At 68.3% G+C, this 18914-nt stretch carries 21 protein-coding genes; 9 read left to right on the forward strand and 12 right to left on the reverse strand.

Annotated features, from left to right (window positions below; translation table 11 throughout):
- Positions 1-29: 29 nt before the first annotated feature.
- Positions 30-1757 carry a flippase activity-associated protein Agl23 gene (locus LI334_RS09840; protein WP_227260607.1) on the reverse strand — a complete coding sequence of 576 codons (1728 nt, stop codon included), beginning with the start codon at positions 1755-1757 and terminating at the stop codon, positions 30-32.
- Positions 1758-1834: 77 nt separating this feature from the next.
- On the opposite strand from LI334_RS09840, the gene ribH reads away from it, so the two are divergent.
- The 3 genes from ribH to LI334_RS09855 all read left to right on the forward strand — a co-directional run bounded on the left by ribH (position 1835) and on the right by LI334_RS09855 (position 4362).
- Positions 1835-2239 carry a 6,7-dimethyl-8-ribityllumazine synthase gene (ribH, locus tag LI334_RS09845; RefSeq protein ID WP_227260610.1) on the forward strand — a complete coding sequence of 135 codons (405 nt, stop codon included), beginning with the start codon at positions 1835-1837 and terminating at the stop codon, positions 2237-2239.
- On the forward strand, positions 2236-3381 hold the full coding sequence (locus LI334_RS09850) for a pyridoxal phosphate-dependent aminotransferase (protein WP_227260613.1): 1146 nt from the start codon (positions 2236-2238) through the stop codon (positions 3379-3381). Before ribH ends, LI334_RS09850 begins: the two co-directional genes overlap by 4 nt.
- Before the next feature lie 78 nt (positions 3382-3459).
- Positions 3460-4362 carry a lysine exporter LysO family protein gene (locus tag LI334_RS09855; RefSeq protein ID WP_227260615.1) on the forward strand — a complete coding sequence of 301 codons (903 nt, stop codon included), beginning with the start codon at positions 3460-3462 and terminating at the stop codon, positions 4360-4362.
- On the opposite strand, the gene LI334_RS09860 is transcribed toward LI334_RS09855, so the two are convergent.
- The gene (locus LI334_RS09860) at positions 4359-5159 is read right to left on the reverse strand and encodes an endonuclease III domain-containing protein (RefSeq protein ID WP_227260617.1); all 801 of its coding nucleotides are present in this window, start codon (positions 5157-5159) and stop codon (positions 4359-4361) included. The two genes, LI334_RS09855 and LI334_RS09860, sit on opposite strands and share 4 nt — an antisense overlap.
- A gap of 326 nt (positions 5160-5485) precedes the next feature.
- The gene (locus tag LI334_RS09865; RefSeq protein WP_227260619.1) at positions 5486-6268 is read right to left on the reverse strand and encodes a helix-turn-helix transcriptional regulator; all 783 of its coding nucleotides are present in this window, start codon (positions 6266-6268) and stop codon (positions 5486-5488) included.
- A gap of 177 nt (positions 6269-6445) precedes the next feature.
- Here LI334_RS09865 and LI334_RS09870 point away from each other — a divergent pair, with 177 nt between their 5' ends.
- The gene (locus LI334_RS09870) at positions 6446-6700 is read left to right on the forward strand and encodes a hypothetical protein (protein ID WP_227260620.1); all 255 of its coding nucleotides are present in this window, start codon (positions 6446-6448) and stop codon (positions 6698-6700) included.
- Positions 6701-6851: 151 nt separating this feature from the next.
- On the opposite strand, the gene LI334_RS09875 is transcribed toward LI334_RS09870, so the two are convergent.
- Positions 6852-7265, reverse strand: coding sequence for a DUF371 domain-containing protein (locus tag LI334_RS09875; RefSeq protein WP_227260622.1), 414 nt, complete (start codon positions 7263-7265; stop codon positions 6852-6854).
- 282 nt (positions 7266-7547) lie between these two features.
- On the opposite strand from LI334_RS09875, the gene LI334_RS09880 reads away from it, so the two are divergent.
- The 4 genes from LI334_RS09880 (at position 7548) to LI334_RS09895 (ending at position 11475) form a co-directional block, all read left to right on the forward strand.
- Positions 7548-8447, forward strand: a complete 900-nt coding sequence (locus LI334_RS09880; protein WP_227260625.1) for a coiled-coil protein — start codon at positions 7548-7550, stop codon at positions 8445-8447.
- A gap of 101 nt (positions 8448-8548) precedes the next feature.
- The gene (sppA, locus tag LI334_RS09885) at positions 8549-9547 is read left to right on the forward strand and encodes a signal peptide peptidase SppA (protein ID WP_227260626.1); all 999 of its coding nucleotides are present in this window, start codon (positions 8549-8551) and stop codon (positions 9545-9547) included.
- A gap of 45 nt (positions 9548-9592) precedes the next feature.
- The gene (locus tag LI334_RS09890) at positions 9593-10711 is read left to right on the forward strand and encodes a DUF373 family protein (RefSeq protein WP_227260629.1); all 1119 of its coding nucleotides are present in this window, start codon (positions 9593-9595) and stop codon (positions 10709-10711) included.
- A 44-nt stretch (positions 10712-10755) separates the two neighbouring features.
- A complete protein-coding gene (locus LI334_RS09895; protein WP_227260631.1) occupies positions 10756-11475 on the forward strand; it encodes a diphthine--ammonia ligase in 720 nt (239 codons plus the stop codon).
- A gap of 14 nt (positions 11476-11489) precedes the next feature.
- Here the strand turns inward: LI334_RS09895 and LI334_RS09900 are convergent, their stop codons facing one another.
- Entirely contained in the window at positions 11490-12458 is a 969-nt protein-coding gene (locus tag LI334_RS09900) for a sugar phosphate nucleotidyltransferase (protein WP_227260632.1), read from the reverse strand.
- Between the two features lie 206 nt (positions 12459-12664).
- Positions 12665-12949, reverse strand: coding sequence for a transcriptional regulator (locus tag LI334_RS09905; protein ID WP_227260634.1), 285 nt, complete (start codon positions 12947-12949; stop codon positions 12665-12667).
- Between the two features lie 70 nt (positions 12950-13019).
- Here LI334_RS09905 and LI334_RS09910 point away from each other — a divergent pair, with 70 nt between their 5' ends.
- Positions 13020-13433 (forward strand): Rieske (2Fe-2S) protein, encoded by a 414-nt coding sequence (locus LI334_RS09910; RefSeq protein ID WP_227260636.1) that lies wholly within the window; start codon positions 13020-13022, stop codon positions 13431-13433.
- Here the strand turns inward: LI334_RS09910 and LI334_RS09915 are convergent.
- From LI334_RS09915 to LI334_RS09940, 6 genes are read right to left on the reverse strand one after another with little or no spacing between them, the layout of a single operon-like run.
- Entirely contained in the window at positions 13411-14244 is an 834-nt protein-coding gene (locus tag LI334_RS09915; RefSeq protein ID WP_227260638.1) for an aminotransferase class IV, read from the reverse strand. The two genes, LI334_RS09910 and LI334_RS09915, sit on opposite strands and share 23 nt — an antisense overlap.
- The gene (locus tag LI334_RS09920) at positions 14229-14822 is read right to left on the reverse strand and encodes an anthranilate synthase component II (RefSeq protein WP_227260640.1); all 594 of its coding nucleotides are present in this window, start codon (positions 14820-14822) and stop codon (positions 14229-14231) included. The genes LI334_RS09915 and LI334_RS09920 overlap by 16 nt, the downstream gene beginning before the upstream one ends.
- The gene (gene pabB / locus LI334_RS09925) at positions 14819-16225 is read right to left on the reverse strand and encodes an aminodeoxychorismate synthase, component I (RefSeq protein ID WP_227260642.1); all 1407 of its coding nucleotides are present in this window, start codon (positions 16223-16225) and stop codon (positions 14819-14821) included. The genes LI334_RS09920 and pabB overlap by 4 nt, the downstream gene beginning before the upstream one ends.
- Before the next feature lie 24 nt (positions 16226-16249).
- Positions 16250-16927, reverse strand: a complete 678-nt coding sequence (locus LI334_RS09930) for a helix-hairpin-helix domain-containing protein (protein ID WP_227260644.1) — start codon at positions 16925-16927, stop codon at positions 16250-16252.
- Between the two features lie 26 nt (positions 16928-16953).
- Positions 16954-17757: a shikimate dehydrogenase gene (locus LI334_RS09935; protein ID WP_227260647.1), complete on the reverse strand. Its 804-nt coding sequence runs from the start codon at positions 17755-17757 to the stop codon at positions 16954-16956.
- Positions 17757-18911 carry a sodium:calcium antiporter gene (locus tag LI334_RS09940; protein WP_227260648.1) on the reverse strand — a complete coding sequence of 385 codons (1155 nt, stop codon included), beginning with the start codon at positions 18909-18911 and terminating at the stop codon, positions 17757-17759. The genes LI334_RS09935 and LI334_RS09940 overlap by 1 nt, the downstream gene beginning before the upstream one ends.
- Between the last annotated feature and the right edge of the window lie 3 nt (positions 18912-18914).

Here is an 18914-nt window from a genome sequence, read left to right on the forward strand (position 1 = left end):
GCATAAGAGTTGTCGAACTCGTTCGAGAATTAGGCAGGTTCGTGCGTATCGTTCCGTATCCAGAACACCGTCGGGGTGTCCGTCGAGGTCATGCGGTACGTGTAGGCCGTGTAGTTCTCCAGCACGGGGTTCAGGTCGTCGTACTCGTCGGCGAGCGCGACGACCACGGGCGGCTGCTGGGACGCGACCGCGTTCGCGGAGAGCGTACTCTCCGAGTCAGCGCCGAAGCGTTCGAGGTACCAGGGGAGGGGGAGGCGGTACGTCCAGTGCTGTGGTTCGCGAGTCCCGTCCACGAGGTAGGGCGAGGGGTCGGTCGTGGTGTAGAAGTGCTCGCCGTAGAACAGGACGGTGTTCTCGCTCCCGCTCACTGCGGCGTCGAGGTCGGCGAGAAGGGCGTGGTCGAGGCCGGGCTGGCCGTACTGGACGAGCGGGTTGTCGGCGGACGCGGGGTTCTCGTACGAGGTCTGATAGGCGGTCGCGCCCGCGTAGCCGGCGACGGCGAGGAGGACGACGACGGCGACGGTCGCGCCGACGCGGTCGTCGCGCCGCCAGAACGCGACGCCCCTCTCGGCTATCCAGCCGACGCCGACGGCGGCGGGGACGGCGAGCGGCACCATCGCGTGGACGAGCGACCAGTGCGCGGCGATGTCGGTGACGATGGGGTAGCCGACGACGCTGAACAGCCCCCAGTACGCGCAGAACTCCACGAAGTCGCGGCGGCCGAGCCAGTAGCGGTCGTAGACGAACCCGGCGATGGCGAGCGCGCTGAGCGGGAGCGCGACCGCGGCGTGCGCGCGGACGGCGAGTTCGAGGTACTCAACGTAGCTGTGTTCGTGGCCGCCGCCCCAGACGGAGAACATCTCCTCGAACGCGCCGAGGGTCGCGGCCTCGAAGCCGTCGATGCTCGTGAACGCGTGCAGGAGGCCGGGGCGAGGCGCGAAGAAGAACGCGGTGACCAGCGAGAACAGCAGGCCGAGGCCGACGGCGCGGGGGAGGTACTTGCCGAGCGCGCCGTCCGCGAGCGCGTCGAACCCCGCGACGAGGTGGTCGGGGAGAGAGCCGTCGCGCCGGTCGGGGTCGCGGAGGCCGTCGAGCCAGGCGACGGTGGCGTCCGCGGCGTTCCACAGCCAGGCGCGGACGTCGGCGACCCAGCCCTCGTCGCCGCCGAGGACGCGGTGGTCGGCGACGAGGAGGAGCGCGCCCGCCCAGCAGACGAGGTAGAGGAGGGCGTTCGCCTTCGTGGTGAACGCGAGGGCGAGCGCGACGGTGGCGGCGGGCCAGTACCAGCGGCGGCCGGTGGCGAGCGCGCGGACGACCAGGCCGAGCGCGAGCAGGCTGAACGCGGCGACGAGCACGTCGTTCCGCATGAAGCGGCTGTAGTAGACGAGGACGGGATTGATGGCGAGGAAGCCCGCGAACCCGAGGACTTCGGTGTCGGTGAGGTGGTCGCGGAACAGCCACGCGGCGAGCGGGAGGAGGCCGCCGACGAGCGCGACGACGGCGCGGGCCGTGGCGTCGCTCGCGCCGAACAGCCCGAAGACGTACTTGTTGACGTGGTAGAGGAAGGGGCCGTGGATGATGGGTTCGTAGTCGTAGTGTCCGGTCTCGACGTACCGGAGTATCCAGTAGCCGACGCGGCCCTCGTCCCAGTGGAAGACTCTGAGGCCGAGCGCCCAGAACCGCACGAGGAGGGCGGCCGCGGTGAGGGCGAGGAGGCCGGCGACGACGCGTCGGCGGCCGAGGCGGGACGGAAGCATACCGAAGGCACGTGTGGGGCGGGGCAAAGACTTTCCGAAGACGGTAGCACTAAGCCCCGTCCCGCGCTCTCTCCGGCATGGTCTCTCTCGGCCTCGTGGTCGCACAGTTCAACAGCAGTGTCACCGACGGGATGGCGGAGGCGGCGCGGGACGCCGCCGCGGACGGCGGCGCGGACGTCGTCGAGACGGTTCCCGTGCCGGGGGCGTACGACGCGCCGCTGGCCGCCGACCGCCTCGCGCGCCGGGACGACGTGGACGCCGTCGCGGTCGTCGGCGCTATCGTCACCGGTGACACCGACCACGACCAGGTCATCGCGCACGCGACCGCCCAGAAGCTCACGGACGTGAGCCTGGAGCGGGACACGCCGGTCGCGTTCGGCGTGAGCGGCCCGGGAATGAGCGGTGCGGAGGCCCGGGAGCGCGTGGAGAAGGGTCGGGAGGCCGTCGAGAGCGCGATTCACCTCGCTGAGGAACTACAATGACCGAGTACGCAGACCGCGTCGAACGAGTCGAACCGAGCGCCACCCTCGCGGTGTCGAACCTCGCAAGCGAACTGGAAGCACAGGGAGAGGACGTCGTCGACCTCTCCGTCGGCGAACCCGACTTCCCCACGCCCGAGAACGTCGTGGAGGCCGCGGAGGACGCCCTCGAAGCCGGCCACACGGGCTACGCGCCGTCGAACGGGATTCCGGAACTGAAGGAGGCTATCGCGTCGAAGCTGAACGACGACGGCCTGCCGTACGAGCCGAGCAACGTCATCGTCACGCCCGGCGCGAAGCAGGCGCTGTTCGAGACGTTCCAAGCGCTCGTGGACGACGGCGACGAGGTCGTCCTCCTCGACCCCGCGTGGGTGTCCTACGAGGCGATGGCGAAGATAGCGGGCGGCGACCTCACGCGCGTGAACCTCGCGCCGCACGACTTCCAGCTCGAACCCGCGCTGGACGAACTCGCCGACGCCGTCTCCGACGAGACGACGCTCCTCGTCGTGAACAGTCCGAGCAATCCGAGCGGCGCGGTGTACTCCCGGACGGCGATGGAGGGCGTGCGCGACCTCGCGGTCGACCACGACATCACCGTCATCTCGGACGAGATCTACCAGCACATCAACTACGGCGCGGAACACGTGTCGCTCGGCGCGCTCGACGGGATGTTCGAGCGCACGGTCACAGTCAACGGCTTCTCGAAGGCGTACTCGATGACGGGCTGGCGGCTCGGCTACCTCGCCGCGCCCGAGGGCACGGTGTCGCAGGCGGGGAAAGTGCACTCGCACTCCGTCTCCTCCGCGACGAACTTCGTCCAGCACGCGGGCGTCGAAGCCCTCGAACACACCGAGGAGGCCGTGACCGAGATGGTCGAGGCGTTCGAGGAGCGCCGCGACCACCTCGTCGAACTGCTCGCGGAGCGCGGCGTGGACGTGTCCGTCCCTGCGGGCGCGTTCTACATGCTCCTCCTCGTGGACGAGGACGACCAGGCGTGGTGCACGAACGCCCTGGAGGACGCGCACGTCGCCACCGTCCCCGGGAGCGCGTTCGGCACGCCGGGGTACGCGCGCGTCTCCTACGCCGCGAGCAAAGACCGCATCGAGGAAGCCGTCGAGCGACTCGCGTCCGAAGGCTACCTCTGAGGACGGTTCGCACGCGAAACCGCCACACTGCGGCCGGCTGAACGACGACTATTTCCTTCCCATCGACCTCGGACGAGTATGTTCACCGTGTTCGCCGCCCTCCTCGCCGGAGTGGCGACTGGGCGACTGGGAGGCGCTCGCGCCGCGCGCCAGGCCGGCCGCCTCCTCTCGATTGGTCTCGTGGTTCTCCTCTTCCTGATGGGCGTCCGCCTCGGCGCGAGCGACGCCGTCCTCTCGAACCTCGGACGAATCGGCCTGTACGCGTTCGTACTCGCGCTCGGGAGCGTCGTCGGGAGCGTCGCCTGCGCGTACGCCATCCGAGGCTACCTCCCGTCGTTCGACGCGCCCGGCGACGTGGAGTCCGGTGACGGGGACTCCCGGACGCTCACCGCGCTCGTGCTCGGCGCGCTCGTTCTGGGCGCGGTCGCCGGCGCAACCGTTCTCCCCGCCGGGTCGCTCCCATTGGTCGAGCGCGCGACGACGCTCGCGCTCGCCGGCCTGCTGTTCGCGGTCGGCGTCGGCCTCGGCGCGGACGGCGCGCTCCTCGCGCAGGTGAAGCGCCTCGGCGTCCCCATCCTCGCGCTCCCCGCGTCCATCGCCGTCGGGAGCGTCCTCGGCGCGCTCGCCGTCGGCGTCGCGCTCGGAATGAGCGGCACTGCGGCCGCCGCGGTCGGCGCGGGCTTCGGCTGGTACAGCCTCTCCGCCGTCCTCATCACTGACGCCGCCGGCGTCCACCTCGGTTCGCTGGCGTTCCTCGCGAACGTCTTCCGGGAGGCGCTCGCGCTCGCCAGCCTCCCGTTCGTCGTCCGGCACTTCGGCCGCGCGGCCGCCATCGCGCCCGGCGGCGCGACCACGATGGACGTGACCCTCCCCGCCGTCAAGGACTCTGCGGGGAACGGCGCGGTCGTTCCCGCGTTCGTCAACGGCGCGGTGCTCTCCTCGCTCGTCCCCCTCCTCGTCCCCGCCTTCCTCGGGTTCTAGGTCTCGCTCGGGTCGATAACGTCGCCGTCGTGCGGATACACGCCGACCTGGTCGCAGATGTCGCTCATCGGGCACGCCTCCGGGCCGTCGAGGCACGCTGGCTTGCGCGCCGTGCAGAACTCGCGGCCGAACTGAATCATCGCCGTGTGCCCGAACCCGCACTTCGACGCGGGCACCTCGGCCTCCATCACCTCGCGCACCTGCTCGTGGTCGGCATCCGGGGGCGCGAACCCCATCCGGCGCGCGATGCGGTGGACGTGCGTGTCAACGGGGAAGACGCCGTCCCGGCCGCCCGCGAAGAGGAGGACGCAGTCCGCCGTCTTCGGGCCGACGCCCTTCATGTCGAGGAGCGCGTCGCGAACGTCGTCGGGCGACTCGGATTTCACGAACTCGTCGAAGGCGTCCGCGCCGCCGTACTCCTCGACGACGCGGGTCGCGAGGCGGATGATGGTCTCCGACTTCTGGTTGTAGAGGCCCGCGGACGCGATGGCGTCCGCGAGTTCGTCCTGCTCGGCGTCGGCGAGCGCGCGAGCGAGGTCGCCGTCCTCGGTCGCGTAGCGCGCCATCAGTTCGTCGTGGGCGGGCTGGCTCGCCTTATCGGAGGTGTTCTGGCTGAGAACCGTGCGGACGAGGCACTCGAAGGCGTCCTGGCCGCCGTACGTCTTCTGCCAGTAGCGCTCGCCGAGGCGGTCGATGAACACCTCGACGCTGGAGGCGGCGTCGCCGGGGTCGAACGCGGCCGCGCGGCCGCCGCCCGCGGTGCCGCCGGAGATGTTCTCCGCTGGCTCGTCGCTCATACCCACGTCTTCGTGGGCGGCGAGGAAAGTGATTCGGGAGTGTCGTCGAAATCCGAGTGGCTCGACAATTCCCCCGCTGAAACAGCTGTCGGGTAGGTGCGCGAACCGACCGCCAGTTTAGTGTTATCGAACTATAGTGAGGTACCGAGCCGCGGTTGATTGACGCAGTACAGCTCGAAGAAAAAGACCACTGAGTATAGCGATACCACTCCCAGCCGATCGGACGAGAGTCGCTACTGGCGATCCTGTCAGTGTACACTCGGAAAGAAACGAACCCATGCGAAAAGTGCAACCAATATTGAGACATCCCGCGCGCTCAGGAGTTGCTACAACTCAGCTGTCGAGATTTCGTCCGCCTCCGCTCTATACTGCGCGTAGTGGTCTTCGGCCCACTGTACGGCCGCATCTGTCTCGTTGATGAGTACGCCAGCGACACCGCCCCCGTCGTAGGCGGTGATACCGGCGTAGCTCGATTCCGGCGTGTCCATTATCCACAGTGCGTAGGGGAGTTCCTGATCGCTCTCGTAGACCTCTAATCCGTCCGCTTCGGAGAGGGATGGCGTCCCGAATTCCGGAAGCGATGGAAGGGCTTCGAGCACGTCCGGCTCGGCGATGATCTCAACTGTCAAATCGCCTTCGCCGAGTCGCTCCGCGATGAGACTCGGGTAGAAGCTGAGCACGACCGGTGCAAGCCCCCGCATCCGTGTCGCGCGCTCAAACAGTTCGTTGCTGGGTTTGAGCGCCTGATCCGGTGCGTGGGCCGCGCTCATCGTGACGGACGCACCCTCCAACAGACTCGTGGAGACGGGTGCGTCACGCGGAAGGTGATTGACGAACGCAGTCGTCGACGAAACCGCATCCGTCGCCCGCTCGTACGCCCGGTACTCCCGAAGTGCGAGCCGACCGGCGGTCGTCACCGCGTACTCCGAGCCGTCTTTTTCGACGAGGCCGGCCTCGGTGAGTTCGGCGATTGCGCGGTCAACTGTCGAACGCGAACTCTCGAGTTCGGCGACGAGCTCCGGTTTGCGAGCGGGAGATGCCTGTAAGGCGGCGAGTACGGGAGAGCGCCGTTCGAGAAGGCGTCGCATCTCTGCATCACTCTCTGGCATATTCCGGTCGTATTCGCGGGGTACGTATAATCAGTACTACATTCATCGCAACGAAGTCCGTACTCACGCTCCGGGAGAGTCACCGCGCTGTGAACGTACTAACAAGGAGTGAGGGTATACGAACGGGAACACAAGTTGGAGATGTCCCCGCTGACGCATCGAGGGACGCTTGCTAATATGAGTTCCAAGATGCTCCTGAACGAAGACCACTGGATCACGCTCGTCGCTGCGATTGTGACGGTGGGCGGGCTCGGACTCCTGTCCGACCTTCCGTGGTTCTGGCTGTTAGTCGCGGGAATGGTCGTCTCAGGGATGGTTGAATTCGTGATTCGAGAGATACCCCCTGATAGGGATGACTACGACCCGGAAGCGTACCGACTGTGGGACGCTGGATACGGTCGAGACTCCGAAAGCAGCAGTGATACCGAGTGAAATGGCGCTGTTGAAATCCGTTAGGAGTCCGTAAATCACGCCCCCGGTATACTCCGTATGCGCTGGTCGTCACCGGTTTCGTAGCCGTGTGGTAACGGCTGTTTCACCGATACAAATGGGGGCGATAAGAGGTCGATAGAGCCGTTCGGGGTTACTCGACGCGGAGCGTCATCGTGAGCGGCGCGCCGTCTGCGAGTGAGGTGACGTAGTCGCGGGGGAGGTCGGCGGCCGCGGCGTCGGCGTCCACCATGATGGTGCGGTCGTCGACGTACGTGCTGGTGCGGCCGACGTGCCCGCGCTGGTTCTCGAACGCGAGGTCGGGGTGGCCGCTCCCCGTGATTGTGACGCGTTCGTCGGGGGTTTCGAGGATGGCGGTGATGGTGGCGCTCTCGTCCCGGCAGGCATCGACGAACTCGCGCGAGAAGTCGCTGGGGGCGCGGTCGGCGTCGATGGCGAGGATGCAGTCGCCGGCGGGCGTGAGGTAGTCGTCGGTCGTGACCTCGAACGTGCTCGCGTGTTCGGCGGAGACGTTCTCGTGGCCGCGGGCGTGCACGACTTCTTCCATACCCGCGTTCGGCCCCTCTCGCACTTGAAGGTCTTTATGTGTGCGCGGATTCGCCGAAATCGTGCTAGAGTCCCGCAACCGGCTGCGTGGTAGCTGTTTGCACACCCCGGCCGAGGGCAAATTTTAAATGTCTATGGGAGGTACTAGGTGATACCTGAACGCCCCAGCGTTCACCAGCACCGCTCGAGAATGACAGGCCGTTCTCACTTACGACGATCCGAAGGGACTGGCGAGCGACGCCTGTGTGGCGCACAGCGGCGGAATGGAACCGAGGTTTGAACAATGGTAGAACAAGAAACTATCGACGTGTCGTCCGCGGACGAGCTGATTACTGACGAAGAACTCGAGAGCAAATCCAAGGGCCAGCTTATCAAGAAAGCCGGCCAGTTCCGTGACCGACGGAACGAGCTCAACCAACTCGCGTCCTCGCGCGCCTCCAAGCGCGACGAGCTGAACGCGAAGACGCGCGAGAAGGTCGACGCGGCGCAGGAACACCGCGAGGACCGCGACGAACTGAACGAGCGCGTGCAGGAGCACAAGGAGATTCGAAACGAGCTCAACGCCGAAGCGAACGAGCTCTTCGAAGAGGTCGAAGACCGCAAGTCCGACCTCGAACTCGACGAGGGCAAAGACCTCGAAGAGCTGAAAGAGGAGATCGAACAGCTCGAGTTCAAGCAGCAGACCGAAGTCCTCTCCACGGAGGACGAGCGCGAGCTCATCGAGAAGATCGAGCAGAAGCGCGAGGAGTACCAGACGCGCAAGGAGAAGCTCGACCAGACCGAGGGGCTCGACGAGCTCGTCGAGGAAGCAGAAGAGGTTCGCGCCGAGGCGTCGAAGCACCACGAGAAGGTGACGGAGCTCGCAGACCGCGCGCAGAAGCACCACAACGAGATGATCGAGGCCTACCGGGAGGCCGACGACATCCGTGACGAGGCCGACGAGAAGCACGAGGCGTTCGTCGAGGCCCAGGAGGCCGCCGACGCGCACCACGAGGCCTTCGTTCGCGTGCAGAAGCGTCTGCGCGAGCTCGATAAGGAAGAAGAAGAGGAGAAGCAGTCCCAGCGCGAAGCGAAGCGCCAGGAAGCGAAGGAAGAGGCCGAGGACATCTACGAGCGGTTCCAGGAGGGCGAGACCCTCGACACCGAGGACCTCCGGAAGCTCCAGAAGTCCGGTCTCCTATAGTCGGCGTTCTCTCTCCGGTATTTCTCCGTTTTCGAGTCCGCGTAGCCCCTGGCTCGCCGGGACTGGCGAGTTTTTAACACGTCCGGGCGTGTCGTGTGCGTATGGATACTGCAGTGAAGCGGTTCGGGCGGCTGTTCGTGTTCGTGCTCGCGCTCGCGGTGGGCGCGGCCGCGGGCTGGCTGGTGTTCGTCGGAGCCGCGGACGGGAGTCTCGCGCGCCTGCTGGGTATCGTGCTCGCTATCGGCGTCGCCGTCGCGGTGGGCCGGCTGGGCGCGAACGTGGCGGGGTCGGTGTTCGCGCCGTACAACGTCGCCGAAGTGGGCGTCGAGGGCCCGATATCGCGGGACGGCGGGAGTTCGGTGCCGATGCAGCCGGGTTCGACGCCCGCGGACGCCATCGTGGAGCAGATGGAGCGCGCGGACGCGGACGGGAACGTGGACGCGCTCGTCGTCCGCCTCAATACGCCGGGTGGCGAGGTCGTGCCGAGCGACGACATCCGGAACGCCGCCGAGAAATTCGAGGGGCCGACGGTGGCGTACGCGACGGACACGTGTGCGAGCGGCGGGTACTGGATCGCGTCGGGCTGTGACCGCATCTTCGCGCGCGACGGCAGCATCGTCGGCTCCATCGGCGTGGTGGGGTCGCGGCCGAACGCGTCCGGGTTGATGGAGAAGCTCGGGTTGTCCTACGAGCAGTTCACGGCGGGCGAGTACAAGGACGCCGGCGTCCCGCTGAAGGAGATGGAGGAGAAAGACCGGGAGTACCTCCAGGGCATCGTGGACGGCTACTACGACGAGTTCGTGGAACGCGTGACGGACGGCCGCGACCTGGACGAGGACGAAGTGCGGGACACGGAAGCCCGCGTCTACCTCGGGGAGGACGCGAAAGACCTCGGCTTGGTGGACGAACTCGGGACGCGGGACGCCGTGGACGACTACCTCGAATCGGAGCTCGGCACCGGCGTGGAGACCCGGGAGTTCGAGCCGCAACGCGGGCTCGCGTCCCGGGTGCGGTTCGGCGCGCAGTCGCTCGCGTTCGCGTTCGGCGCGGGGCTCGCGAACGCGGTCGGCGCGGACGATATCGGCTTCGAGTTCACGTAGACGGGAGAGTTTTTACTGCGGGGTGTGCATCCTCTACGTACCCGAATGCACACGCTGGTTCTCTGTCTCGACCGGTCGGGCGCGGTGCCGCGCGCGACCGGCGTCACACCCCCGGTCGCCGGCTGGGAGGCCGTGCAGTCCCTCGTGGTGGAGTACGGCGTCACCGACCCCGAGGACTCGGCGGTGAACTGCCTGCTCGAAGGCCTGCGGGTGAGCCGCGACCTCCGGGACGACGGCGAGGAATCCACGGTCGCGGTGGTGTCCGGGAACGCGGACTCCATCGTCGGCGCAGACCGCACCATCGCCGAGCAAGTGGACGCCCTCCTGGAGCGCTTCGACCCGGACGCCGCCATCCTCGTCGTGGACAGCGCGGACGACGAGCGCGTCGTCCCCATCGTGGAGAGCCGCCTCCCCGTCGATTCGGTCGATCGGGTCGTCGTGCGGCAGGCCCGCGACATCGAGTCCACGTACTACCTCCTGAAGCAGTTCCTCGCCGACGAGGAACTCCGCGGCACCGTGCTCGTCCCGCTCGGCGTCGTCCTGCTCGTCTTCCCGATACTCCTCACGCTCACGAACAGCCTCGCCGTCGCCATCGCCGCAATCACCGCCGTCATCGGCGTGTTCCTCCTCTACAAGGGCCTGAACATCGACGAGTCCGTGAGCGGCCTCCCGAGTCAGGCCCGGGACGCCCTCTACTCGGGCCGCGTGAGCATCGTCACGTACGTCGTCGCCGCCGGTCTCGCGCTCATCGGGGTGTTCGCGGGCGCGCTCGGCGTCTCCGACATGGCGTCGATGGACGGCGAGTTCGTCGCCGCGATGGCGTTCGCGTTCTACAGCGTCCCCTGGCTCGCGCTCGGCGCGCTCGCCGCGAGCACCGGCCGCCTCATCGACGAATCCATCAGGGAGGACGAGGTCGGCGCGAACTACGTGAACCTCCCGTTCGGCGTCGTCGCCGTCGGCCTCGTCGTCCGCGGGTTCGCCGGCTACTTCCTCGAACGCGCGAGCGTCCTCGACCCCGTCACCGTCGGCGGCGTGGACTTGGGCGCGCTCTCTCTCGCACCCGTCGTTCTCTCCGCGGAGGAACGCCTCGCCGTCTTCGTCGTCGCGGGCGTGCTCGTCAGCCTCGTCGGCATCCGCGTCGGCGGAATTCTCGGCGACGAGTAGCGTGAGTCCGCGACCCCTATAGCCCCCGAGCGCGAACCCCGGGTATGACCGACGGCCAGTGGGTGGGGTTGTTCTCCGGCGGCAAGGACTCGAACTGGGCGCTCTACCGCGCGCTCGAAGACGGACTCGACGTCGGCCGCCTCCTCACCGTCCACCCCGAGGAGGACTCCTACATGTACCACGTGCCCGCGACCAGCCTCACCGAACTCGCCGCCGAGAGCATCGGCATCCCGCTCGTGAACGTCGACCCCGGCGACCTCGACGCGCTCGACGCCGAGGACTCCGGCGCGCAGGGCGACCGCGAACTCGAACCCCTGGAGGCCGCGCTCCGCGACCTCGCACCCAGCCTCGACGGCGGCCTCGCCGGCGTCACCGCCGGCGCGATCGAGAGCGAGTACCAGACCAGCCGCATCCAGGCGATGGCCGACCGCCTCGGCTGTGAGGTGTTCGCGCCGCTCTGGCAGGAAGACCCCGAAGCACTCGGCGAGGCGATGCTCGACGCCGGCTTCGAAATCACCATCCTCCAAGTCGCCGCGTACGGCCTCGACGAATCCTGGCTCGGCCGCACCCTCGACCACCAGGCGCTCAGCGACCTCCGAGAACTCAACGACGAGTACGGCGTCCACCTCCTCGGCGAAGGCGGCGAGTTCGAGACGTTTGTCACGGACGGCCCTCACTTCGACCGCGCCATCGAACTGGAGTACGACACCGTCTGGGAGGGAAATCGCGGGCACGTCGAAATCACGGACGCGCGGCTGGAATAACCGCGGTAGAACTGTTAGTTCCCGTTCGATATCGTGGTGTGTGCGCCGATGAGCGCGCCGGCGAAGTCGATGTTCTCGACGTGGGTCTGCTCGTCGATGATGGAGTCGCGGACGTCGCAGTCGCGGACGGTGGCGTCCGGGAAGACGACGGAGTTGTCGAGGCTGGAGTTGACGACTTCCGCGCCGTCCATCACGTGAACGTTGTCGCCGAGCGTGGTGTTCTCGACGGTGGCGGAGTCCGCGACGAGGGCGTCGCCGTCGAGCGTCCACGCGACCGCGTCCAGGTAGGACTCGGGCGTGCCGATGTCGAACCACGCGCCCTCGAACGTGAACGCGTGCACGGACTGGCGCTGCTGGAGCCACTGAATGAACCACCCGGGCTCGTCGGGGTTCTCGCCCGCGTCGAGGTACTCGCCGAACGACGGGATGGTGTCCGCGGGGAACGCGTAGCACGCGATGGAGACGAGCGTGCTCTTCGGATTCGCGGGCTTCTCCTGGAAATCCACGACCTCGTCCCCGTCGAGACTCACCAGCCCGTACGACTTCGCGCGCTCCTTACTCCCCACGTCGTACGCCGCCAGCGACGGCGCGTCCTTCGCCTCGAAGAAATCCAGGAACTCGGAGACCTCGAAGCTGATGAGGTTGTCGCCCGCGATGACGAGCGTGTCCTCCGCCACGCCCTCCCGCTCGAACAACTGATTCAACGCCCCCACCACGCCGAACTTCTCGTCCTCCTCGGTGGTGTCCTCGATGGAGAGCGTCGTCTTCTCGTACCCCTGCTCGTCCAGGTGTTCCGCGAAATCGTCCGCGAACCGCTCGTTCGTCGACACGAACACCTCACTGATGCGGTCGTCCGCCTCCAACTCCGAGAAAATCCGGTCGATAACAGTAGACTCACCGACAGGCAGGAACATCTTCGGCCGATGCTTCGTAATCGGCCACATCCGCGTCGCGTACCCGCCAGCCAGCACGACAGCTTTCATACCCCACCGATACCCCGGCCGCGGTAAGGTCTTTTTCCTTCCACTTCCACCGTTTTCCGGCTCGGGTGCGCCGGCGGCGCACCACTCGCCGCAAAACCCTGGAGGGAAAAAGCCCGAACGCGCTCCGCGCGTTCGGTCGAATACGAGGGACATCTACAGCGCCGCCACCCGCGGTCGCACCGCCGCACCGCGACAGCACCACCCCGCTACGCTATCTTGAACGCGGGTTCCTCGATGCCCTCGTGCTTGCATTCGGGGCAGCGCGAGGGGAGGTTGAGCGGGTCGTCGAAGTCGTTGAACCCGCACTCCTCGCACTCGGGCGGGCGGACGAGGAGTTCGTCGTCCGTGCCGTCGAGGGATTTCGCGACGTGTTCGACGTGCCGGAGCGCGGCGTGCGCGGTGATGGCGAACTCTGTCGCGAGCGAACTCGGGGTGGCGGGTTCCTCGCGGAGGGCGTCGGCGATGCGTTCGCGGGTCGTCCGCTCTGGCATACCCGGGCTTGGACGGGCGACGCTTAGTGTCCATCGGTGGACGTTAGTTCGCGCGACGGCGAGCAGTCGTATGAGCGACGGCGAACGAATTACGGGAACGGAAAACGTGCCCGCGGATTCGACGTTCCTGTTCACGGTCGAAACCGACGACGGCGAGGACGAGGCGGTGCTCACGCGCGCCGAAGACGGCGTCGAGGGGTACGTGAACCGCTGTATGCACTTCACGCACATCCGCATCGACAAGGGGAGCGGCGCGCCCGTCCGGAACGGCGAACTCGTCTGCGCGAACCACGGCGCGATGTTCGAGCAGGACACGGGCGTCTGCACGTTCGGGCCCTGTGAGGGCGCGCAGCTCGACCGCATCGACATCGACGTTCGCGACGGCGGCGTCTACCTCGTGGACGACGACTACGCGTTCGTGCGGACGGGCGGTATCGAGTCCGACCCGGCCGACCTGGGGTCTACGTCGAACGTCGAGTTCTAGCCCGGTAGGCGTCGTGCAGGCGCTCCGTCACGGGGAACTCCTCGTACGTGGTGTCGTCGTATCGGCGGACGGGGCGGAGTTCCCACGTGGAGTTCGTGAGGAACACCTCGTCCGCCCGGCGGAGCGCCGCGGGGTCGTAGCGACCGGTCTCGACCGGAATATCGCGTTCGCGAGCGATGTCCAGAACGACCTCGCGGGTGATGCCGGGGAGTATCGGGCCGTCGAGGCTCGGCGTGCGGAGGACGCCATCGCGGACGAAGAAGACGTTGCTCGTCGCGCCCTCGGCGAGCGACCCGCTGGCGTCGAGGAGGAGGGCTTCGTCGGCGTCCACGCTCCGGCGCGCGAGGACGCCGTTGAGGTAGTTGTGGGTCTTCGCGGCGGCGGGAATCGCCTCGCTCGGGACGCGCTGGACGGACGAGGTTTCGAGCGTGGCGGGCGCGTCCCACGCGGGGCCGCGGTCGAGTTCGCGCACCTGCACGACGACGGTCGGGTCGGTCGCCGGGCCGGGGTCGAGTTTGCCGGGCTGGACGCCCCGTGAGACGCTGAGTTTGACGTACGCCTCCGCGAGGTCGTTCGCGTCGAGCGTCTCCCGGACGCGCTCGCGGAGGGTCTCGGCGGAGAGTTCGTGGTCGATTCCGAGGAGCGAGCAGGAGTTCGCGAGCCGATCGAGGTGGGCGTCGAACCGGAAGACGCGGCCGTCGTAGGCGCGCATCGTCTCGAAGACGGCGTCGCCGTACTGGAACCCGCGGTCGCGGACGCTCACGGTGGCGTCGTCGGCGGGGACGAGGTCGCCGTCTACGCTGTATAACATGTCTGGAGGAAGGTTCGAATCAGCTGTTTTCCGCCGTCGGTGAGGATGCTCTCGGGGTGGAACTGGACGCCGACGTGCGGTTTCTCGCGGTGGCGGACGGCCATCACGAGGTCGCGGTCGTCAGTGGTGTGCGCGGTCGCCTCCAACGCCCGGGGGAGGTCGCCGGTCGCGGCGAGGGAGTGGTAGCGGCCGACGGAGAGCATGTCGGGGAGGCCGGCGAAGACGCCGCGGCCGTCGTGCGCGATGGTGGAGGGTTTGCCGTGGACGACGCTGGGGGCGTGGCCGACCCGCCCGCCGTTCGCGGCGACGAGCGCCTGGTGGCCGAGGCAGACGCCGAGCGTCGGGTAGTCGAGCGAGAACACGGCCGTGGAGACGCCGGCGTCCGCGGGCGTTCCCGGCCCCGGGGAGACGACGATGCCGTCCGGGTCGATGTCCCGCACGTCGGCGAGAGTGAGGGCGTCGTTGCGCTCGACGCGGAGTTCCTCGCGGGGGTCGCGGCCCGCGTCCGCGAGCGCGTCGCCGACGTACTGGACGAGGTTGTAGACGAACGAGTCGTAGTTGTCCACGACGAGAATCACGACTCCACCCCCAGCGACGCCTCCAGAGCGTCGTCCAATGCGGTGACGAGCGCGCGAGCCTTCGCGAGCGTCTCGTCGTACTCGGCGTCGGGGTCGGAGTCGTGGACGACGCCCGCGCCGACCCGGAGGTGGTACTCCTCGCGGTGGCGGACGAGCGTGCGGATGACGATGTTCAAGACCGCGCGGCCGTCGAACCCGACGAGGCCCATGCTTCCGGTGTAGGGGCCGCGGCGGGTGGCTTCGACCGCGTCGATTAGCTCCATCGTTCGCGGTTTCGGCGCGCCCGTGATGGTGCCGCCGGGGAAGACGGCGGCGACGGCGTCCGCGAGCGACTGGTCGTCGCGGAGCGTGCCGGTCACGTCGCTCACGAGGTGCATCACCTCGGAGTACCGGTCGACGCGGCGGTACTCGGCGACCGCGACGCTCCCGTACTCGCTGACTTTCCCGAGGTCGTTGCGTTCGAGGTCCACGAGCATCGCGTGTTCGGCGCGCTCCTTCTCGTCGCCCCGGAGTTCCGCTTCGAGCGCGTCGTCCGCGGCGGGCGTGTCGCCCCGCGGGCGGGTGCCGGCAATGGGTTCCGTCCGCAGGCGGTCGCCGTCGCGTTCGAGCAGGAGTTCGGGGCTGGCGGAGACGAGGTCGACGCCCGGGAACTCCACGAGTCCGGAGTAGGGCGCGGGGTTCACGTCGCGCAGCGCGGCGTAGACGGTGACGGGGTGGACGCTCGCGGGCGCGGCGAGGCGCTGGCTGACGTTCGCCTGGAAGGTGTCGCCGTCGCGGACGGCGGCCTTCACGTCGCGCACGCGCTCCGCGAACGCCTCGCGGCCGCACTCCGAGACGAACGGCCCCGGGGACACGGCCGGGTCTGTCACGCCGGGGTCGCCCGTTCGGATGCGTTCGACCAGTTCCTCTGCGCGAGCGACGGCCTCGTCGAAGGTGGCGTCCCGGGGGGCAGCGACGACCCGGAAGTCGCCGTCGAATGGTTCCGGCCACGCCGCGAGCGCGTCGTACCGGCCGAACTGGAGGCGGGGGAGACCGCGGTCGTCCGCGGCCGAGTCGGGGAGGGCTTCGAGTTCGCGCGCGACGTCGTAGGACAGCCAGCCCGCGTACCCGCCGGGGAACGGCACGTCACAGCCCGCGCGGGCGAGCGCGTCCGTCTCGAACTCGCGGAGGGTTTCGAGCGCGCCGTCGTCCGTTTCGAGGAACGCGTCCGGCTGGACGCCGAAGTACCCCCAGCCGTCGCTCCCGCCCGTGGTCTCGTAGAAAAATCCGGGGTCGTCGCCGCGGGCGCGCCGGTACGCGTCGAACGGTTTCACGCCCTCGACGCGGAGTTCGACGGGGACGCGAACGCCGTCGCCGGCGGCGCGCTCGAAGCGCTCGCGGTCGGTGACGACGGCGGAATCCATACGGGAGAATCGGGGGCCGCGAACTTAGGGTAGTCGCTCCTGCGCGCGGTCAACCCAGCGCTGGACGCGCGAGGGCGACACGTCGATTTCGTCGCCGAGGACGTCCGCGTCCGCGTCCGCGAGGTCGGCGACCGTCTCGATACCGGCGTCGTGGAGGCGCTCAGCGTACGCGGGGCCGATTCCCTTCAGGAGTTCCACGTCCTCCGCGCCCTCCTCGTCGGGTTCGGACTCGCTCTCCGCGTCCGGTTCGACCGCGTCGATGTCCGTCGTCTCGTCCTCGGCTTCCGGCTGACCGGCACCCGCCTCGGCCGGTTCGGCGCGCTCTGACTCCGCGACCTTCTCGCCCTCCTCCACGTGGTCTTCCACGAGCGACTCCGTGGAGGCTGAGGCGTCCGTCGCCTCCGCAATCGGTTCCTCCTCGCTCTCGTCGAGGTCGGGTTCGACCGCGTCGAGGCTCTCGTCCTCGGCTTCCGGCTGGCCCGCGCCGGCTTCCGCGGGTTCGGCGCGCTCGGACTCCGCGACCTTCTCGCCCTCCTCCACGTGGTCTTCCACGAGTGATTCGGTGGACGCCGACGCGTCCGTCTCTTCGGCCACGGGTTCGTCCTCGCGTTCGCGTTCGACGGTCACGTCGACGCTCCCGTTGCGCCCGGACTCGTCGGAACCGAGGCCGAGCATCGACTTGAGTGCGGATAGCAGTCCCATGAATCGGGCGTAAGCCCGGCTCTCACTTAAAGCCGTGCCCGCAGTGCGGCGTTCATCGCGTCCACGGGGGCGTCCCGGCCCGTCCAGCGCTCGAACGCCTCGACGCCCTGGTAGAGGAGCATCCACGCGCCGTCCACGGTGTCCGCGCCCGCGCGGAGCGCGTCCCGGAGGAGGCGGGTGTCGAGCGGGCTGTACACGGCGTCCATCACCGTCAGGTCGGCGTGGAGGGCGTCGGCGGGGACGGGCGAGGCGTCCTCGTCCATCCCGACGCTCGTCGCGTTCACGAGCACGTCCGCGCCGGCGATCAGTTCGGGGAGGGCGTCGAGTCCGTGCGCGCTCGCGGCGTCGCCCACGTCGCCGGCGAGCGACTCGGCGGTCTCGACGGTGCGGTTCGCGACGGCGACCGACGCGCCGGCGTCGGCGAGCGCGAACGCGACGGCGCGACCCGCGCCGCCAGCGCCGACGAGCACGGCGTCCGCGTCCGCGAGTTCGACGCCGTGGCTGGTGAGCGCGCGCCGCGCGCCCCCGGCGTCCGTGTTGTGGCCCGTCGGGGCGTCCCCGGAGAAGTCGATGGTGTTGACCGCGCCGATGCGCGCGGCGAGCGGGTCGGGGTCGACGAGACCGAGCACGTCCTGCTTGAACGGGATGGTGACGTTCAGGCCCGCGATGTCGAGCGCGTCAGCGCCCGCGACGGCGTCCGCGATGTCGGCTTCCGCGGGTTCGAACGTGACGTACCGGGCGTCGATGCCGAGTTCGTCGTACGCCGCCTCGTGCATCGGCGGGGAGAGCGAGTGGCCGACCGGATTCCCGAGGAGTCCGTAGACGTCCATCAGTGGCCTCCGGTGGTGATGCCGAGGAACACGACGAAGTAGACGAGCAGTGCGATGAACGCCGCGTAGAACACGCCGCCGACGAGGAACGGCTTGTAGTTCATCGGGTCTTCGTGGGCGCTCCGGGCGCGAGCGTACAGGATGCCGCCGGAGATGACGGCGAGGATGACGGAAAAGGCGTTCAGGAAGCCCGTGGTTCCCCAGGCGAGCGTGAGGTCCCAGTCCGTGTAGACGATGCCGAGCGTGACGGGGAGCGTCCCCTGGAACGCCATCGCGCCCGTGATGTTCCCGAGGGCGAGCGTGTCCTTATCGCGGCTTATCCAGAGCACGCTGTTGAACTTCTCGGGGAGTTCGGTGGCGAGCGGCGCGATGAGCAGCGCGACGATGGCGACGGGGATGTCGATGACTTCCTTCGACACCCACTCGATTTCGGTGACGAAGAGGTGCGCGCCGCCGATGATGATGCCGAGCGCGAACAGCGTCTGGAACGCGACGAAGAAGAAGTGCGGGTTCTCGCCGTGCTCGCGGGGATTGTAGCCGAGGCGGGCGGCGAACCGCTCGACGATGAGACCGAAGTGGAGGGCGTCGAGGTCTTCGGACTCCACGAGTTCGCCGGCCTGCAGGGAGCGGTAGAGGTAGAACACGTAGAGGAGGACGAGCGCGGCCCCGAAGACGTACTGGACGGTCTCCTGGCCGAGGCCGAACCCGCCGTCGGGGACGAACGCGGCGCTGAACGCGATGACGTACCCGACGAGGAAGAAGGAGAGGTCGCGGCGGGTCGTCGCCTCGTTGAAGTGGAGTTGGGGGCCGTGAACGCGGCGTTCGCGGAAGTAGTAGACGCTCACGCCGACGAGGAACATCGCGATGGTCGCGAGCATGAAGGGCGCGCCGAGAATCGCGCCGACGCCGACGTGGGACGCGGACTCGCCGCCCTGGATGATGGCGATGACGGGAATGAGGGTCTCGGGGAGTGCGGTGCCGACCGCGGCGAGAATGCTCCCCGTGGCGGACTCGGAGACGCCGAGTCGGTGGCCGAGCCACTCGACGCTGTTCGTGAAGACTTCCGCGCCGAGCAGGAGGAACGCGAACGAGAGGACGAGGAGGATGCCGCGTTCGACCCCCGCAGGGAAGGGAAGGAGGGGAATAGCGCTCATGCG

It is taken from the genome of Salarchaeum japonicum (assembly GCF_020614395.1).
GTDB lineage: Archaea > Halobacteriota > Halobacteria > Halobacteriales > Halobacteriaceae > Salarchaeum > Salarchaeum japonicum.

Bases quoted from the DNA above. Each gene is read 5' to 3' on its own strand.
- LI334_RS09840 (WP_227260607.1), bottom strand. From the start codon at position 1,757: ATGCTTCCGTCCCGCCTCGGCCGCCGACGCGTCGTCGCCGGCCTCCTC.
- ribH (WP_227260610.1), top strand. From the start codon at position 1,835: ATGGTCTCTCTCGGCCTCGTGGTCGCACAGTTCAACAGCAGTGTCACC.
- LI334_RS09850 (WP_227260613.1), top strand. From the start codon at position 2,236: ATGACCGAGTACGCAGACCGCGTCGAACGAGTCGAACCGAGCGCCACC.
- LI334_RS09855 (WP_227260615.1), top strand. From the start codon at position 3,460: ATGTTCACCGTGTTCGCCGCCCTCCTCGCCGGAGTGGCGACTGGGCGA.
- LI334_RS09860 (WP_227260617.1), bottom strand. From the start codon at position 5,159: ATGAGCGACGAGCCAGCGGAGAACATCTCCGGCGGCACCGCGGGCGGC.
- LI334_RS09865 (WP_227260619.1), bottom strand. From the start codon at position 6,268: ATGCCAGAGAGTGATGCAGAGATGCGACGCCTTCTCGAACGGCGCTCT.
- LI334_RS09870 (WP_227260620.1), top strand. From the start codon at position 6,446: ATGAGTTCCAAGATGCTCCTGAACGAAGACCACTGGATCACGCTCGTC.
- LI334_RS09875 (WP_227260622.1), bottom strand. From the start codon at position 7,265: ATGGAAGAAGTCGTGCACGCCCGCGGCCACGAGAACGTCTCCGCCGAA.
- LI334_RS09880 (WP_227260625.1), top strand. From the start codon at position 7,548: ATGGTAGAACAAGAAACTATCGACGTGTCGTCCGCGGACGAGCTGATT.
- sppA (WP_227260626.1), top strand. From the start codon at position 8,549: ATGGATACTGCAGTGAAGCGGTTCGGGCGGCTGTTCGTGTTCGTGCTC.
- LI334_RS09890 (WP_227260629.1), top strand. From the start codon at position 9,593: ATGCACACGCTGGTTCTCTGTCTCGACCGGTCGGGCGCGGTGCCGCGC.
- LI334_RS09895 (WP_227260631.1), top strand. From the start codon at position 10,756: ATGACCGACGGCCAGTGGGTGGGGTTGTTCTCCGGCGGCAAGGACTCG.
- LI334_RS09900 (WP_227260632.1), bottom strand. From the start codon at position 12,458: ATGAAAGCTGTCGTGCTGGCTGGCGGGTACGCGACGCGGATGTGGCCG.
- LI334_RS09905 (WP_227260634.1), bottom strand. From the start codon at position 12,949: ATGCCAGAGCGGACGACCCGCGAACGCATCGCCGACGCCCTCCGCGAG.
- LI334_RS09910 (WP_227260636.1), top strand. From the start codon at position 13,020: ATGAGCGACGGCGAACGAATTACGGGAACGGAAAACGTGCCCGCGGAT.
- LI334_RS09915 (WP_227260638.1), bottom strand. From the start codon at position 14,244: ATGTTATACAGCGTAGACGGCGACCTCGTCCCCGCCGACGACGCCACC.
- pabB (WP_227260642.1), bottom strand. From the start codon at position 16,225: ATGGATTCCGCCGTCGTCACCGACCGCGAGCGCTTCGAGCGCGCCGCC.
- LI334_RS09930 (WP_227260644.1), bottom strand. From the start codon at position 16,927: ATGGGACTGCTATCCGCACTCAAGTCGATGCTCGGCCTCGGTTCCGAC.
- LI334_RS09935 (WP_227260647.1), bottom strand. From the start codon at position 17,757: ATGGACGTCTACGGACTCCTCGGGAATCCGGTCGGCCACTCGCTCTCC.
- LI334_RS09940 (WP_227260648.1), bottom strand. From the start codon at position 18,911: ATGAGCGCTATTCCCCTCCTTCCCTTCCCTGCGGGGGTCGAACGCGGC.